This window comes from Hymenobacter sp. FMD4, assembly GCF_058932745.1.
In genome coordinates, this window is sequence record NZ_JBZYWH010000008.1 from 106,118 (window position 1) to 121,172 (window position 15,055).

Here is a 15,055-nt window from a genome sequence, read left to right on the forward strand (position 1 = left end):
ATAAATATTCGTGCTATACCTTTGGCCTATCAAATAGTACCCCGTTTACCTTACAACTCCTTTTTGTGGCAACGCTTCGCTTTAGAGCCCTAAACCTGGTCGACCAGCGCAAACCCATGCCGGTCGTGTCTACCGAACGCCGTTCTGAGTCGTTCGGCCGCAATGTGTTTGGCCTCGAGGCCATGCGTGCCACCATGTCGGGTGATTATTTCAAAAAGCTTCAATCTGCTATCAAGCAAGGTTCGCCGGTTGAGCGTTCCGTTGCGGATGCCGTAGCCGGGGCCATGAAGACCTGGGCCATGAGCAAGGGTGCTACGCACTACACGCACTGGTTCCAGCCGCTGACCGGCGCCACTGCCGAGAAGCACGACTCGTTTTTTGACCTGAACTCGGACGGTCGTCCGATCGAAAACTTTAAGGGCTCAGCGCTGGTGCAGCAGGAGCCCGATGCGTCGTCGTTCCCCTCGGGCGGGATTCGCAACACCTTCGAGGCCCGCGGCTACACCGCCTGGGACCCCACCTCGCCCGCTTTCATCATCGAGACGGCCGGCGCCAAAACGCTGTGCATCCCCACCATCTTCGTGGCATACACCGGCGAGGCGCTCGACTACAAGGCCCCCTTGCTGAAGTCGCTGGTAGCCCTGGAGCGCGCGGCGTTGCCCATCTGCCAGTACTTCGATAAGGACGTGCAGCGCGTAACTACCACGCTGGGCATCGAGCAGGAATACTTCCTGGTCGACAAAGCTCTGTACTCGGCCCGCCCCGACCTGGTCATGACTGGTCGTACGCTGTTTGGCCACGCCCCGGCCAAAGGCCAGCAGCTCGAAGACCACTACTTCGGCTCAATTCCGGCCCGCGTACACGCCTTCATGCTGGAATTTGAGGAAGAGGCTACCAAGCTGGGCATTCCGCTGCGCACCCGCCACAATGAAGTAGCGCCGCACCAGTTCGAGTGCGCCCCGACCTTCGAGGATGCTAACTTGGCCATCGACCACAACCAGCTCCTGATGGACATCATGGACCGCGTGGCCGATAAGCACGACTTCAAAGTGCTGCTGCACGAGAAGCCCTTCGCGGGCGTCAACGGCTCGGGCAAGCACAACAACTGGGCCCTGAGCACCGACACCGGTGTGAACCTGCTCAGCCCCGGCCGCAAGCCAAAAGAAAACCTGCAGTTCCTGACCTTCTTCATCAACACGATGAAGGCCGTGCACACACACGCTGATCTGCTGCGCGCTTCCATCGCCTCGGCCTCCAACGACCACCGCTTGGGTGCCAACGAAGCCCCGCCGGCTATTATGTCGGTATTCGTAGGGTCGCAGCTGACGCAGGTGCTCGATGAGCTGGAGCGCAACGCCAAGCTGCCGCTCGACAAAGGCGACAACCTGTACCTGAAGCTGGGCATCGACAAGATCCCGCCCATTCTGCTCGACAACACCGACCGCAACCGGACTTCGCCGTTTGCCTTTACGGGCAATAAGTTTGAGTTCCGCGCCGTGGGCTCGTCGGCCAACAGCTCGTCGTCGATGACCGTGCTGAACTCCATCGTGGCTGATCAGCTGGAAACCTTCCGCCAGGAGGTGGACGCGCTGATCGACGGCGGCCGCAAAAAGGAAATGGCCATCATCGACGTGCTGCGTCAGTACGTGATTGATTCAAAAGCCATCCGCTTCGAGGGCAACGGCTACTCGGACGAGTGGAAGGAAGAAGCTGCCGGTCGTGGCCTCTCCAACGTGCCCACGACGCCGCCCGCGCTGGATGCCTTCGTAACGGAGCAGTCCTCACAGCTGTTCGAGCGCCTTGGTATCTACTCGCACGTGGAGCTGCACGCTCGCCACGAGATTTTGCTGGAAGACTACATCAAGCGCGTGCAAATCGAAAGCCGCGTAATGGGCGACCTGGCCATCAACCACATCATCCCCACGGCAGTAGCTTACCAAAGCAAGCTGATCGACAACGTGCGCGGCTTGCGCGAGCTAGGCCTCGATGATGAACACACGCAGGTTACCATCGACAGCATCAAGGAGATTTCGCGCCGCATTGCCACCATCAAAACCACGGTGGGAGAAATGGTAGAGCAGCGCAAAGTAGCCAACAAGCTGGACGATACCCGGGAGCGGGCCCTTGCGTACAGCGAAAACATTCGTCCGCTGTTCGACGTCATCCGTCGGCAGGTCGATAAACTGGAATTGTTGGTGGCCGATGAAGATTGGCCGCTGGTAAAGTACCGCGAACTGCTATTCTTGCATTAACTTAGCAGCTTGCAAGCGAGGCCGGTTCGAATTCGGGTGGGAATGCAGTTCGACCGGCCCGCTCACTAAGCCCGTTGGCCCTACATTGCACGTAGGAGCTGGCGGGTTTTTTCATTTAGTGCACCAAGATTAAGGAGATTTTTCCGAGGCTGCAAACGTTTGCACAACTTTTTCCGAACGTTCGTTTGGTGAAAAATGCGCAAATCGGAGTTTTTATAGCATTAAGCAGGGGCTTTAGCGCTTAGTGCCTTACATATTCCCAATTGGTTGACCGGCGCTTTAAGTCGTCGACTCATTCTGCCCGCCAGCGCCCACGAAGTGGCCCGCAAACAGGTTAAACGTGATTATCTTTTTGTTAACTTTTTGATGAACTGACTAGTCTCTGCCACAGCCGCCGCATCCTAACGGGCAGACACTATTACAAGAGCAGCAGGTAATGTCGGCAGCGCCACCGTCGGAATCACTGCCCCAAAGACCGCGGAAACAGCCGCCGTCGAAGCTAGATGTACCAGCGAAAGTATATAGAGCTCCAAACAGAACTGATGCCGATTGCCGCCGTGCAGTGGGGTTAATAGGACCAAAATAAAAGCGTAATCAAGGGCCTATGCGCGGTGGCTCGGGGCCGTCGAATACCTCGGCACCGGAGCCAAAATCAGGTAGGACGGCGCGGCGCAAGCGGTTTTTGAGCTCGTCGAGGGTTTGGCGCACGTTGGCGACGGTGGGGTGTTGCTGCAAGCGGGCAGCTGCCTCGGTGTGCAGCACCAGCTTCACGATTTTCTCGATGACGAAAGGCAGCACCCAAGCGGCTACGTTGGAGGCCAGCACGCCGCGCAGGCCCACTTTAGCCAGCAGGCGGGCAAGCAGCTTGGCCGACATGCGGTCGATGAGCATGGCCTTGGCGACGGGTGCGGCTTTGTCGAGCAGAAAATCAGCCACCAGCTTCGTGTTGCCTTTTTGCACCTCGGCGCGCAGCACTTCCTGTACCGAATCAACGGCCGATTGGTAGGCTTTCCGGAGTACCGGGCCCAACTCCCAGGCCCGCAAGCCCAAGGCTCGGGCCGCGCTAAACCATTGGGGAAAAAAGGAAGGCATGTTCATCAGTGCCAAGAAACAGAAAAGCCATCAAATAGTGCCCGGCGTAAAGCAGCCCCGCACCATTTCATTACGTGTGTTTTCTTTGCTCGTACTCTAAAATGTAGTGCTTAGATATCAACCAGGTTTAACCTCCAAGGTGCACGCGCCCGTCGACCTGCACTGCTCTTACCAATTGACTTATGCAAGCCATCCTGATAACCCAACCCGGCGGCCCCGAAGTACTGCAAATACAACAGCTTGATCGACCCGAGCCGGCCCCGCACGAGGTGCTAATAAGGGTGCTGGCGGCTGGTGTAAACCGCCCCGATGTGTTTCTGCGCCAAGGCAAATACGGTGGTGCCGGGGATGTAAGCGGCATGGTACCTGGGCTGGAAGTGGCCGGCACGGTGGAGCAGGTGGGTAGTGAAGTAACCCGCTGGCAAACAGGTGACGAAGTGTGCGCTTTGCTTTTCGCGGGCGGCTACGCCGATTATGTAGCGGTGGACGCGCGGCACTGCTTGCCGGTGCCCGAAGGCTGGCGCATGACGGAAGCCGCCGCGCTGCCCGAAACGGTGTTTACCGTGTGGCACAACGTATTTCAGCGCGGGGCCCTGCAGCCCGGCGAAACGCTGCTGGTGCACGGCGGCAGCAGCGGTATCGGCACTACGGCCATTCAGCTGGCCAAGCTGCTGGGCTCACCGGTGTATGCCACGGCGGGCACCGATGAAAAGTGCCGCGCCTGCGAAGCCTTGGGCGCCACGCGGTGTTTTAACTACAAAACCGAAGACTTCGAAGCCGAGCTGCAAGCGCAAGGCGTGGATGTGGTGCTGGACATGATCGGCGGCGACTACACAGCCAAAAACCTAAACCTACTGCGGGAAGATGGCCGCTTGGTGTTCATCAATGCCATGCGCGGGCCCAAAGCCGAATTCAACGCCCTAGAAGTCATGCGCCGCCGCCTCACCATCACCGGCAGTACCTTGCGCCCGCGCTCAGCCGACTTTAAAGCCATGCTGGCGGCGGAGGTAGAAAGGCATGTGTGGCCGCTGCTGGTCAACAAGCGGTTTAAGCCGGTGCTGTACCGCAAGTTTGCCCTGTCCGAAGCCGAGCTGGCACACCGCCTTATGGAAAGCAGTGAGCATATTGGCAAGATTGTGCTGCGGGTGAATCGGTAAGTGGGCTAATGCTAAAACGACGTCTTGCCCAACCTGAATTTTCTGGAAACTGCTTAAGTGCATTGGTGCTTCGGCTGCGCTTGGCATAGCAACCTAGTAGAGCTGATCATTTGCTGTACAATTACTTGAGTGGTCCTTTCTTGCCTATAAAGGTTCGGACCCCGGTTGCAGAATCGATAACCATATCCAGTACGAGCGGGTAAGCATGAGCAACACAAGCAATGCCCCTAGCTTTCCTCATCCAAACCCATGAAAACTGCTCTTATCATCGGGGCCACCGGTTTGGTGGGAGACTACCTACTGCGCCAATTACTGCTTGATTCGCGCTTTGAGCGCATTAAAGTATTTGCCCGGCGCCCCACCGGCTACCAGAATCCGGCGAAGTTGGAGGAGCATATTATAGACTTCGATCAGCCGGAACAATGGCAGCATCTGCTGCAAGGCGACGTGCTTTTTTCCACGCTTGGCACTACGCTGAAGCAGGCCGGCAGCCAGCGCAACCAGTACCGCGTCGATTATACCTACCAGTACCAAACCGCCGAAGCTGCGGCCCGCAACGGCGTGCCCACGTACGTGTTGGTGTCGTCGGCCTCGGCCAACCCCAATTCCAAGATTTTCTACACCCGCATGAAGGGCGAGTTGGAGCGTGATGTGAAGGAGCTACCATTCCAGCGCGTCCGCATTTTGCAGCCGGGACCTTTAGCTGGCCCACGCCCGGAGCCCCGCACCGCCGAACGAGTAGGTGTAGCCGTGGCCAGCCTGTTGACTTTGCTGCCACCGCTGCGCCAGTTTCGCCCGGCGCACGGGCGCGTCGTGGCGCAAGCCATGATTAATGCCGCGCTGGACGAAACGCCGGGCGTGCAGGTGGATACACTGGGCAGCGTGTTTGAGCGTGCAGGCGAGAAGTGAGCCGATAGAACTGAACTTAAGCCTGCGTTTGCAATGGCAGCAGCAAAATAAAACTGTTCTTCCGGGAGCTATTCTGACTAACGCGGACTGAACCAAAGGAAAGCGTAGCTAAGTCTGCGCTACTGTACCTTTGCAGCAAGCAACTTTGCCCCGCGCATCGCTGTTTTGCCCCCGACCCTTCGGTACCCCGCATGAGCTCGACTTTCGCATCTAAGATTTATTGCCCCAGCCTTACTGAATACAAGCGCCGCGAGGCACGCGTCGTCAATATTGGCGACCTGCCGCTTGGCGGGCATCACCCCATCCGGGTGCAAAGCATGACCACCGTCGATACCATGGACACCCTGGGCTCGGTGGAGGAGACGCTGCGCATGGTGGAGGCTGGCTGCGAGTACGTGCGCATCACTGCGCCGAGCATGAAGGAGGCCCAAAACCTGCTCGAAATCAAGAAGGAGCTGCGCAAGCGCGGCTGCACAGTGCCGCTCATCGCCGACATTCACTTCACGCCCAACGCGGCCGAGCTGGCCGCCCGCATCGTGGAGAAAGTGCGCGTGAACCCCGGCAACTACGTCGACAAGAAGAAGTTTCAGACCATCGAGTACACCGACGCGGAGTACCAGGGCGAGATTGAGCGCATCCGGGAGCGGTTTCGCCCCTTGGTGCAGATCTGCAAGGAGTACGGCACGGCCATGCGCATCGGCACCAACCACGGCTCCTTGTCCGACCGCATTCTGTCGCGCTACGGCGATACGCCGCTGGGCATGGTGGAATCGGCCTTGGAGTTTCTGCGCATCTGCGAAGACGAGAACTACTTCAACGTGGTGCTTTCGATGAAGGCCTCCAATACCCAAGTGATGGTGCAGGCTTACCGCCTGCTGGTGCAGAAACTCGCCGCCGAAGGTCTGCAGCCGTACCCGTTGCACCTGGGCGTCACGGAAGCCGGCGAAGCCGAAGATGGCCGCATCAAGTCGGCGGTCGGCATTGGTACGCTGCTGGAGGACGGCCTCGGCGACACCGTACGCGTGTCGCTTACCGAGCCACCCGAAGCCGAAGCCCCAGTGGCCCGCATGCTCATCGACCGGTATACCAACCGCGCCGCCCAAGCCCAGTCCATTGCGCCGGTAACGGAGGTACCCATCGACCCCTTCCAGTACCACCGCCGCCACGCCCACGAGGTGCTGAACATCGGCGGGCAAAATGTGCCGCGCGTGCTGGCCGATATGTCGCGCCTGCCGCAGCTGGATTATGCCGATCTGCGCTGTGTGGGGCACCTGTACTCGGCTTTCCTGGATAAATTCCAGATGAACGACCTCGGGGCCGACTTCATTTACACCGGCCAGCGCCCGGTGCCTTTCATGTTGCCCAACGGCTTGAAGGAGCTGGTCGATTATTCGGCGTGGCTGGATGGTGGCCTGCGCCAAGACCACTTCCCGGTACTGACTCACAGCGAATACGCCGTAGCCACTGCCAAGCACCCCGAGGCCAACTTCGTGTTCCACAGGCAGGAGTCGCTCACGCCGCCGGCCCTCGAGAAGCTGCGGGCCGACCGCACGGCGGTTATCATTCTGTATTCGGACAACGCCCACGCCATGCCCGAAATCCGCCGGGCGTTCTTCCGGCTGATGAACCACGGGGTGACCAACCCCGTCATCATCAACCGCCAGTACCCCGAGCAAGCGCCCGAGCAAACCCAGCTCCACGCCGCTACCGACGTGGGCGGGCTGCTGCTCGACGGCCTCGGCGACGGCGTGGTGCTCAGCACCGAAAAGCTGTCCGACGCCGACCAGACTACCTGGCTTTTGCGCTTAGATCAGCTAAATCAGCTCTCTTTCGGCATTCTGCAGGCGGCACGTACGCGCATGTCCAAGACGGAGTACATCAGCTGCCCCAGCTGCGGTCGTACCCTGTTTGACCTGCCCGAAACCACGGCCATGATTCGCCGCCGCACCGACCACCTGAAGGGCGTCAAAATCGGCATCATGGGCTGCATCGTGAACGGCCCAGGCGAAATGGCCGATGCCGATTATGGCTACGTGGGAGTGGGCCGCGGCAAGATTGCGCTGTACCGCGGGCAGGAGGTTATCAAGAAATCGGTGCCCGAAGAAGCGGCGGTGGATGAGCTGATTAACCTGATCCGTGAGGATGGCCGCTGGGTAGAGCCGGTAAAGCTAGAGGAGCAGGTAGGGGCGTAAGCTCACGAATGACCTGTTCTAAACTTTAAAGGCCTTCGGGGTACCGCTAGTTATAGCACGGTACTCCGAAGGCCTTAATATTTTCGATGTTGTCAAAGGCTGTTAAAAATAGGCAACGAGTGATGCCCACTAAATTGCTAAGTGGAGGCTGATAGTTTTTGATTTTTCAAATGATGGAATTGTCGTATCGGCTTTATTTAAGATATAATGCTTGTTGAAGTATACTCGCTTGATGGCATCCTCATGATTTTGTCGATCATAGATGTTGTTTATAATTTCTAGTTTATTCTTAGTGACATCATCTATTCCTCCATGCCAGAAGTCCTTAACATTTTCGTTATTGCTTTCAATTATAATGGCATGCTTTACTTTGCCGAAGCCTCCGGTGTAGTAGGTAATGAGCGTGATAGTTTTCCCAATGCCTAGGTAATCTAATTTTCTATCTGGCAGCCCTTCATCAATGCTGCATGTACTATTCCACGGCATCCCCTGAGCTGCGATGGAGAAATTACCACCGGTAATGCACTTTAAATAGTTTAACACATGCGGGGGGATGTTTTCAATTCTCTTATACTCTTTTAAATTTTCCTTATAGGTTTTCGTGAGTAAATACTCAAGTCGAGCATTTGTTAACAACGCAATTGTGTCGATTGGGCACTTCTTGTTTGGTAATGCCGGAGCATCGTCCCTAACCACCTTGATTGTATTTCCTAATGGTGCAATAGGAACAACTCTTTCTTTATGAACAATGGTCTCGCTGGAGAAAGTAGAATCTTGGCAGGACGATAGTAGCCATAAAGGAATTAGCGGATATATAGCTTTCATATCATGCTATATGGGTTGGATCGGATTACACAAGTAGAAAGACGGATGGCTGGGCTGGTAAAGCGTGTTGATCCGCATGCTACAACAGCCGCAGGCGTTTTCCTTTGGATATGAAGAGGCTATTCGCTAGAGGAAGGTACTTGCGCCGCGGGTTCGGAAGGGTAGGGTAGGTACACGGAAAAGGTGGTCCCTGCCCCCAGTTGGCTGTGGACCTCGATGCGTCCGCCCACGTTCTCGACCATGCGTTTGACCATGTACAAGCCAATGCCGGACCCTTCCACGTGGTCGTGTAGTCGCCGGAACATCGCGAAGAGTTCTTGGTGCCGGCTTTCCTCAATCCCCAACCCGTTGTCCTGCACACGCAGGACCATGTACTTGCCAGTGAAGTCGGGGCCGCAGTTGATCTGGACGTGGGGTAGCCGGTCCGGATGGTGGTACTTCACCGCATTGCTGAGCAAGTTGTAAATAACGGAGCGCAGGTTCTTGGCCGAGAACAATACGCTGGGGCAAGCCGCGACATCCACATCGACCTGCGCACCGGTAGCATCCAGGAGAGGCTGCAGGTCTTGGCGTACGTCCTCGATTACGGGCTGCAGCAGGACCTCGGTAACGAGTTCGTCGTGCTCCTTCTGCAGCTTGGTAATGTCGCTCAAGTGACCAATTGTACGCTGAAAGCGGGTCACCGAGTCTTTCATCATGTGCACCAGCGGTGCTATGTCCTGCGTCACTTGCCCAATGGCGGGCAACTGGCGTTCCAACTCCTGCAGCAGGCCTTCGATGTTGGTGATGGGGGATTTCAGATCGTGGGAGGCCGTGTAGATGAAGTTATCCAGGTCCACGTTGGTGCGTGTAAGCCGCTCGTTGGAATGCTGAAGCTGTTGTTCCGAATAGCGCAGCGCTTCTTCCGCCTGCTTGGCTTCGGTAATGTCGAGAACGAACTTGACGCACTCGGTTTCGCTCAGGCGCTTGCCCGCGCACAACCCCCACCAATGCGAGCCGTCCGGGCGTAGATAGAGTTTCTCAAACGGCATGCTTTCGCCCCTGGTGCGCAGCTCCTCCAGGGCCCGGTGCGTGGCAGGAAGAAACTCCGGCACCGTAAAAGCGTCCAGATTTATTTGCCCACGCCCTAGCTCGGCGCGGGTGTAGCCGCTCATGCGCTCGAAGGCGGCGTTGGCGTCGTGAATGTCGCCTTCCAGATCGAAGAAAAGAATTCCCACCGTGTCGATGGACAGCGCTTTTTGCAGCCGTTCTTCGCTTCGGCGCAGAGCTTCCTGCGTCTCTTTGAAGTCGTGGATGTCGACGGAAGAACCAAACCAGCGGGTTATTTGGCCGCTGCGCGGATCGTGGAAAGGCTCGGCGCGCACCAAAAACCAGCGGTACGTGCCATCGGCCGCCCGGATGCGGTGCTCCACTTGAAAGACCGTTCCGCATCGCCGCGCTTCCTGAAACGCCTGCATGGTGTGGGCACCGTCCTCCGGATGCACAAACTCAGCGGCCACCATGGCGGCCGTGCTTGGCTCAAAGGGCACGCCGGTGTAGCGGCTCCACTGCCGATTGAAGAACTCCGTGCGGCCTTCCCCGTCCGTTATCCAGACGATTTGCGGCACAGCGTCGGCCATGACCCGAAACCGTTCTTCCGACTCGCGTAGGGCCGCTTCGACGCGGGCACGCATCACGGCGGTCCAGGTGCGTTCTGCCGCTTCCTCCAGCATGGCCACCTCGTCATCGGACCAGGGGTGGGCGTGGGGATAGTGCACGAACAGCACCGCGGCGAGCTGGTTGTCCTTGAGCAGCGGCACGTTGATAGTAGCCCCGAGCCCGAGCACCGCATGGCGGTGCTTTTCTTCATCGGAAAGCCACGGGTCGTTGGCAATGTCGGGGCGCACCACGGCGCGGCCTTCATTAAAGGCGCGCAGCAACTCCGGTCCGCAGTCGTTGTAATGGTAGCGGCCCTCGAAGCTGGGGGCACCGTTATGGGTGTAGTTGCGCGTGACGATGACGTGCTCGTTGTCGCCTTGGTCCTCGGCATAACCGACGCGGCTGGCGCCTAGGTACTGGCCCAGGGCACAAGCGGCTTGGTATTGAATATCAGCCGGGTCGACCAGCGGGCGAAGCCGGTCGCTGAGCTGAAGCAGAAACGCTTGCTGCGCCTGACTCATGCGCAGGGCTTGCTCCACTTGCTTCCGCTCCGTGATGTCGGTAAACAGCACGGCCACCTGGTGTTGCTGGGGTTCTCCGATGCGAAAAGCGTACACGTCAAACCAGCGCTGCAAGGGTTCAGAGTGGTCCACGAATCGCACAGGCTCGCCGGTCAACGCCACTCGCCCGTAAATCTCGAACCAAAACGGCTCGAGGTCTGGCACCAGTTCGCGGGCGGTTTTGCCGAGCGCATCTGTCATTCCGGTTTGTTGGGCAAAGGCCGGGTTGATTTCGATGTAGCGGCAATCCACGGGCCGCTCGTGCTCGTCGAAACTCAGCTCGAGAATGCAGAAGCCCTCATCCATGAATTCGAAGAGGGAGCGGTACTTGGCTTCGCTGGCCCGTACCGCGGCTTCGGCCCGCCGGCGCTCCGTTACGGGCTGGGTTCGGCCACCCACCGCCTCCACCGAGCCGTTGGTGGTGAGCAAAGGCACGAATGAGTATTCGTAATAGCCCATTTCGCCGGTCGGGCTGGTGTAGGGCGTTTCGCCCGATACGGCTTGCCGGGTCTCGATTACCTGTTGAATCTGCGCGAGCAGCTGGGTGGCAAGCGGTTCAGGGTAGTTTAGATCGAAGAAATTTTTGCCTACCGCTTGCTCCGGCTGTAACCCCCACAGTTCCAGCAAGGGTTTGTTTACGTAGCGGAAGCGGCCATCGAGGTCAAAGAGATACACGTACTCCTGCAATCCTTCGAGCACTGTGTCGAAACGCTCGAGTTGCCGGCTGCGCTCTTCTAAGTGTTGATTATCTGCTTCTGAAGTTGTAGGCGGGGCAGCGACAAGGCTGAGCAGTAGCCCACCGCCCACGCGCTGGCCCGTTAGGTGTAAACGGCGCTGTAGACCCTCTACCGGTTGGGAGAGCTGAAAACCGCCTAACTCGCCCGAGAGAAACGCGTCGCGCAGCGCGGCCCAGCTACCATCCGTCCGGCTTGCAGGAAATAGTTGGGTGTAAGAGGTAGTTGGCTGGGCCGGCAAGTGCAGCATGTCTTGCGCGGCCGGGTTGAGGTAGGTAAGGCTCAGATCTGTCAGGGCGCCTGCCTCGTTGTATATGGGCGCGCAAAGGATTACGCCATTCGGGGAAATATCGAGCAACGCCGGAAGTAACGATTCGGCGGGGAACAGGTCGAAGGCATGGAACGAGGAAGCAACGAGCATAGCAGCGCTAAGTGGGCTGTGAAAGTACATCCCGCAACTGAGGTTACTACGCGTAATCAATGACGAAGTGTAAAAAGGAAGCATTCTGAGGCGCCGAATCATCAGCATCCTCTCAGTAGATGCCCGACCGGGGAAGCAGGTAAGCTAAGTTCTGGCAGTTTACTGACCCCAATAACATGTAGCCACCGCGTACCGTAAGGGATGAGCCGCTCCAACTGCCTTGCTTCCTGCTGTTGATTCTTCTCTCCTAGATAGGAACCAGCCACGGCGGTTGCGCAGACCCTGCAGCTGCTTTCCTAGTCTTTGATGAATGGAAATTCGGTAGCGGTGCCAGTATAAAAAACCGATGTGCGTTTACCTTTGCCGGCCGAATGCCTTTGACCTTTCCGACTTCATGGTTTTACTTGCCCAATATCCTTTCCTGAACCTTTACCTCCACGAAGGCCCTTCAAAGGCCTTGGAAGCTCAATGGCAAGGCTTTGTTTCGAGTTCGATATTTCGGCAGGCCGTTGCGGAAGCATTGGATCAGGCCCGAGCGCACGGAATCACCGGCTGGGTAGCCGATGACCGCCTGCTCGGCGCGGTGCGGCCGGCGGATATGGAGTGGATTGCCACGGAGATTATGCCGGAGCTGGTACGGGTGGGCCTGCGCCGCTTGGCGCGCATCGAAGCTGAGGACCCTCTTAATCAATTGCTCATCAAGAAAATGCACAGCACCGCACACGAGCTGGTACCCTTTGAGCAACGCTTGTTTACCGACGTGGCGCAAGCCCGCGCCTGGGCCTGCGGAGCCGAGGAAGCAGCCCCGGCGGACAATTCGGCGACCCGCTAAGGGCCGAGGAACCGGAGAAAAGCGGCGCAGTGTTATGAGCCTTGTTATATGAGAGAAGAATTACGGTCAGCGTTGGGTAAGGTCTACATCACGGTAGATACCGACGCGGAAAACGAGTGGATTGTGGTCAACTGGCAGGGGTACCTGACGGCCAGCAACATTCAAGAAGGGGCACGGACCTACACGGCTGCCCTGGCGCGAGCGGGTTATTCGTGCGTGCTCAATGACACCCGCGAGGTGCGCGGCCCCTGGGACCATTCAATGGAGTGGGTCATCAATGAATGGGCACCCGCGGCTGCTCAGGCCGGGCTCCAGCATTTTGCGATGATTACCAGCCCCGAAACTCTGGCGGATGGCTCGGCCAGCACGTTTTATGCGCAGCTTACTGCGTTTGAAGCCCGCGTCTTTTCCAACCGCGAAGATGCCGAACGGTGGTTGCGCTCCGTTTGCTAAACGAACAATTACCCTGTCTTCTCTCCTGATTTTTCATGGCCCAGCACATTCTCTACGAAGCCCCTACGCTCACCATCGTGTACAACTACGATGAGAATTGGCTGGAACTCCACTGGCAAGGCAGCCCCGACGACGAGGCGGTCATGAAAGGGGCAATGGAGTTGCTTGGATTGCTGCGCGAGCAGCGCTGTCATAAGGTGCTCAACGACAACGCCCGCATGCAAGGGTTTTGGGCGGATGCGGCTCGTTGGGGTGGGGAGGTGTTCTTTCCCCAGCTTTACGAGGCCGGCTGCCGTTACTTCGCCTGGATACAGTCGCCGGAACGCTACAGCCAGCTCTCGGCTCAGCTGGCCATCGAACACACCGATGCTGGCATCACGTTCATGACTTTTCAGGACTCGGAGACGGCAGCAGAATGGCTGCGGCGTATGTAGCCTGACTTTGTGGCTTGCCCAGAGCGTGGGCGGCGCGTTGGCCTGACCCGTCAATGCGAAGGCGTCCAGTCAGGCGCCACTTCAGGCGTGGGTTGTAAGACCATCAGCGCACCGCCTTGCAAATGCCGGCCGGGCTGCTGCGGGCTGAACTACTCTTGCTAGGCCCTAATGGCCTCTTACTGGCCGAATACGTATGGTGTTATCACCTAGCTTTGTGCGCACTTTCCTCTAATTAGGTTTTATGGCTTCTACGCTTTCCGCTCCAGGTACCTTTTTCTCGTTGTGGCAGCTGCCTGAGTATTACTTGCTCATGGCGCTGGATTACACAATTCTGGATGCCAGCGACCTATACCTGGCCGTTACCTTCAAACGGCGAGAGGACATTGTGGGCCGCGACGTGTTTGAGGTATTCCCGCGGGATGAGCAGAACGACTGGAAGGTCTTCAGCGACTCGCTCGACCACGTTCGGGACCATGCTCAGCCCCACACCATGCCCCGCATCCGCTACGATATGCAGCGCAGCGCAGAAGAGGGCGGCGGTTTGGAAGAACGTTATTGGGAAACCACCAATTTCCCCCAGTTTGACGCACAAGGGCAACTGCAAGCCATTTTGTTGCGGACCACCGACGTGACGCAGCAGCACCTCGCTGACCAGCATGCCCGGGACATGCAGCGCGATTTGCTCGAGAGCCAGGAACGCTCCGAGTTTATCCTGGAAGCCCTGCCCGTGATGGTCTGGACCACGCGCCCCGACGGCTCGTCCGAATACTTCAACCAAAGCTGGTTGAAGTTTACCGGTCGGAAAATGGAACAGGAGACGGGCTTTGGCTGGCTGGACAGCGTCCACCCCGACGACCACGCCGCTGCCGCTGCCGCTTGGCGGCGGGCCTACGAAACAGGGGAAAGCTACCAGACCGAATACCGCCTGCGTTGCGCCGACGGCGAATACCGCTGGGTGCTGGCCCGTGGCATCCCGCGCCGCAACGCCGCCGGCGAGGTCACCATGTGGGTGGGCTGCTGCAGCGACATTCACGACCAGAAGACGTTGGTTGGTGAGCTGTTGATGGCCAACGAAGAGCAAGCGGCCCTTTCCGATCAGTCCTACCAAGCCTTCCAATTGGCAGAATCCCAGCGCGAAACGTTTTACGCACTGTTTCAGCAGGCACCAGCCCTCATTGCCATTGTGCGCGGGCGGGATTACGTATTCGAGTATGCCAACCCCCTTTACCATGAACTGTTCCCCGACCGTGAGCTGCTAGGGCGCTCCGTAGTGGAAGTGGTGCCCGAGGCAGTTGAGCAAGGCTTTATTGCGTTGCTGGATCAGGTTTATGATACCGGCGAACCGTTCTTCGGCAAAGAAATGCTGCTGCAGGTACGCCGGCAAGACACCGGAAACGTGGAGGAGGTATACTTTGATTTTACCTACCAGGCTTTCCGTGAGAACGGGCAGATTGTTGGTATTTCCAGCTTTGCCTTCGACGTTACGGAACTTGTTAGGGCCCGGCAGCAATTACAAACCTTAGTAGATTCCTTTCCATCACCCGCTGCTTCTTAAG

Annotated in this window: 11 protein-coding genes; 8 read left to right on the forward strand and 3 right to left on the reverse strand. The window is 57.8% G+C overall.

Features of this window, described 5'->3' with window-relative positions:
- The first annotated feature begins 65 nt into the window (after window positions 1-65).
- Window positions 66-2,252, forward strand: a complete 2,187-nt coding sequence (locus AC5FXY_RS10145) for a glutamine synthetase III family protein (protein ID WP_493556555.1) — start codon at window positions 66-68, stop codon at window positions 2,250-2,252.
- A 594-nt stretch (window positions 2,253-2,846) separates the two neighbouring features.
- On the opposite strand, the gene AC5FXY_RS10150 is transcribed toward AC5FXY_RS10145, so the two are convergent.
- A complete protein-coding gene (locus tag AC5FXY_RS10150) occupies window positions 2,847-3,344 on the reverse strand; it encodes a hypothetical protein (RefSeq protein WP_493556556.1) in 498 nt (165 codons plus the stop codon).
- 182 nt (window positions 3,345-3,526) lie between these two features.
- Between AC5FXY_RS10150 and AC5FXY_RS10155 the strand changes: the two genes are divergently transcribed.
- The 3 genes from AC5FXY_RS10155 (at window position 3,527) to ispG (ending at window position 7,602) form a co-directional block, all read left to right on the forward strand.
- The gene (locus tag AC5FXY_RS10155; protein WP_493556557.1) at window positions 3,527-4,501 is read left to right on the forward strand and encodes an NAD(P)H-quinone oxidoreductase; all 975 of its coding nucleotides are present in this window, start codon (window positions 3,527-3,529) and stop codon (window positions 4,499-4,501) included.
- A 249-nt stretch (window positions 4,502-4,750) separates the two neighbouring features.
- Complete coding sequence (locus tag AC5FXY_RS10160) at window positions 4,751-5,410, forward strand: NAD(P)H-binding protein (protein ID WP_493556558.1); 660 nt, start codon at window positions 4,751-4,753, stop codon at window positions 5,408-5,410.
- A gap of 191 nt (window positions 5,411-5,601) precedes the next feature.
- On the forward strand, window positions 5,602-7,602 hold the full coding sequence (ispG, locus tag AC5FXY_RS10165) for a (E)-4-hydroxy-3-methylbut-2-enyl-diphosphate synthase (RefSeq protein WP_493556559.1): 2,001 nt from the start codon (window positions 5,602-5,604) through the stop codon (window positions 7,600-7,602).
- 129 nt (window positions 7,603-7,731) lie between these two features.
- Here the strand turns inward: ispG and AC5FXY_RS10170 are convergent, their stop codons facing one another.
- Both AC5FXY_RS10170 and AC5FXY_RS10175 read right to left on the reverse strand, forming a co-directional pair.
- On the reverse strand, window positions 7,732-8,427 hold the full coding sequence (locus AC5FXY_RS10170) for a hypothetical protein (protein ID WP_493556560.1): 696 nt from the start codon (window positions 8,425-8,427) through the stop codon (window positions 7,732-7,734).
- A 119-nt stretch (window positions 8,428-8,546) separates the two neighbouring features.
- Window positions 8,547-11,780, reverse strand: coding sequence for a PAS domain S-box protein (locus AC5FXY_RS10175; protein WP_493556561.1), 3,234 nt, complete (start codon window positions 11,778-11,780; stop codon window positions 8,547-8,549).
- Window positions 11,781-12,174: 394 nt separating this feature from the next.
- On the opposite strand from AC5FXY_RS10175, the gene AC5FXY_RS10180 reads away from it, so the two are divergent.
- From AC5FXY_RS10180 to AC5FXY_RS10195, 4 genes are all read left to right on the forward strand, one after another.
- Complete coding sequence (locus tag AC5FXY_RS10180; RefSeq protein WP_493556562.1) at window positions 12,175-12,612, forward strand: hypothetical protein; 438 nt, start codon at window positions 12,175-12,177, stop codon at window positions 12,610-12,612.
- A gap of 48 nt (window positions 12,613-12,660) precedes the next feature.
- Entirely contained in the window at window positions 12,661-13,065 is a 405-nt protein-coding gene (locus tag AC5FXY_RS10185) for an STAS/SEC14 domain-containing protein (RefSeq protein ID WP_493556563.1), read from the forward strand.
- 35 nt (window positions 13,066-13,100) lie between these two features.
- Window positions 13,101-13,499, forward strand: coding sequence for a hypothetical protein (locus AC5FXY_RS10190; protein WP_493556564.1), 399 nt, complete (start codon window positions 13,101-13,103; stop codon window positions 13,497-13,499).
- Window positions 13,500-13,740: 241 nt separating this feature from the next.
- On the forward strand, window positions 13,741-15,054 hold the full coding sequence (locus tag AC5FXY_RS10195; protein WP_493556565.1) for a PAS domain-containing protein: 1,314 nt from the start codon (window positions 13,741-13,743) through the stop codon (window positions 15,052-15,054).
- The last annotated feature ends 1 nt before the right edge of the window (window position 15,055 follow it).

Excerpts from the sequence above, each read along its gene's own strand:
- AC5FXY_RS10150 (WP_493556556.1), bottom strand. The coding sequence starts at position 3,344 with ATGCCTTCCTTTTTTCCCCAATGGTTTAGCGCGGCCCGAGCCTTGGGC.
- AC5FXY_RS10155 (WP_493556557.1), top strand. The coding sequence starts at position 3,527 with ATGCAAGCCATCCTGATAACCCAACCCGGCGGCCCCGAAGTACTGCAA.
- AC5FXY_RS10160 (WP_493556558.1), top strand. The coding sequence starts at position 4,751 with ATGAAAACTGCTCTTATCATCGGGGCCACCGGTTTGGTGGGAGACTAC.
- ispG (WP_493556559.1), top strand. The coding sequence starts at position 5,602 with ATGAGCTCGACTTTCGCATCTAAGATTTATTGCCCCAGCCTTACTGAA.
- AC5FXY_RS10170 (WP_493556560.1), bottom strand. The coding sequence starts at position 8,427 with ATGAAAGCTATATATCCGCTAATTCCTTTATGGCTACTATCGTCCTGC.
- AC5FXY_RS10175 (WP_493556561.1), bottom strand. The coding sequence starts at position 11,780 with ATGCTCGTTGCTTCCTCGTTCCATGCCTTCGACCTGTTCCCCGCCGAA.
- AC5FXY_RS10180 (WP_493556562.1), top strand. The coding sequence starts at position 12,175 with ATGGTTTTACTTGCCCAATATCCTTTCCTGAACCTTTACCTCCACGAA.
- AC5FXY_RS10185 (WP_493556563.1), top strand. The coding sequence starts at position 12,661 with ATGAGAGAAGAATTACGGTCAGCGTTGGGTAAGGTCTACATCACGGTA.
- AC5FXY_RS10190 (WP_493556564.1), top strand. The coding sequence starts at position 13,101 with ATGGCCCAGCACATTCTCTACGAAGCCCCTACGCTCACCATCGTGTAC.
- AC5FXY_RS10195 (WP_493556565.1), top strand. The coding sequence starts at position 13,741 with ATGGCTTCTACGCTTTCCGCTCCAGGTACCTTTTTCTCGTTGTGGCAG.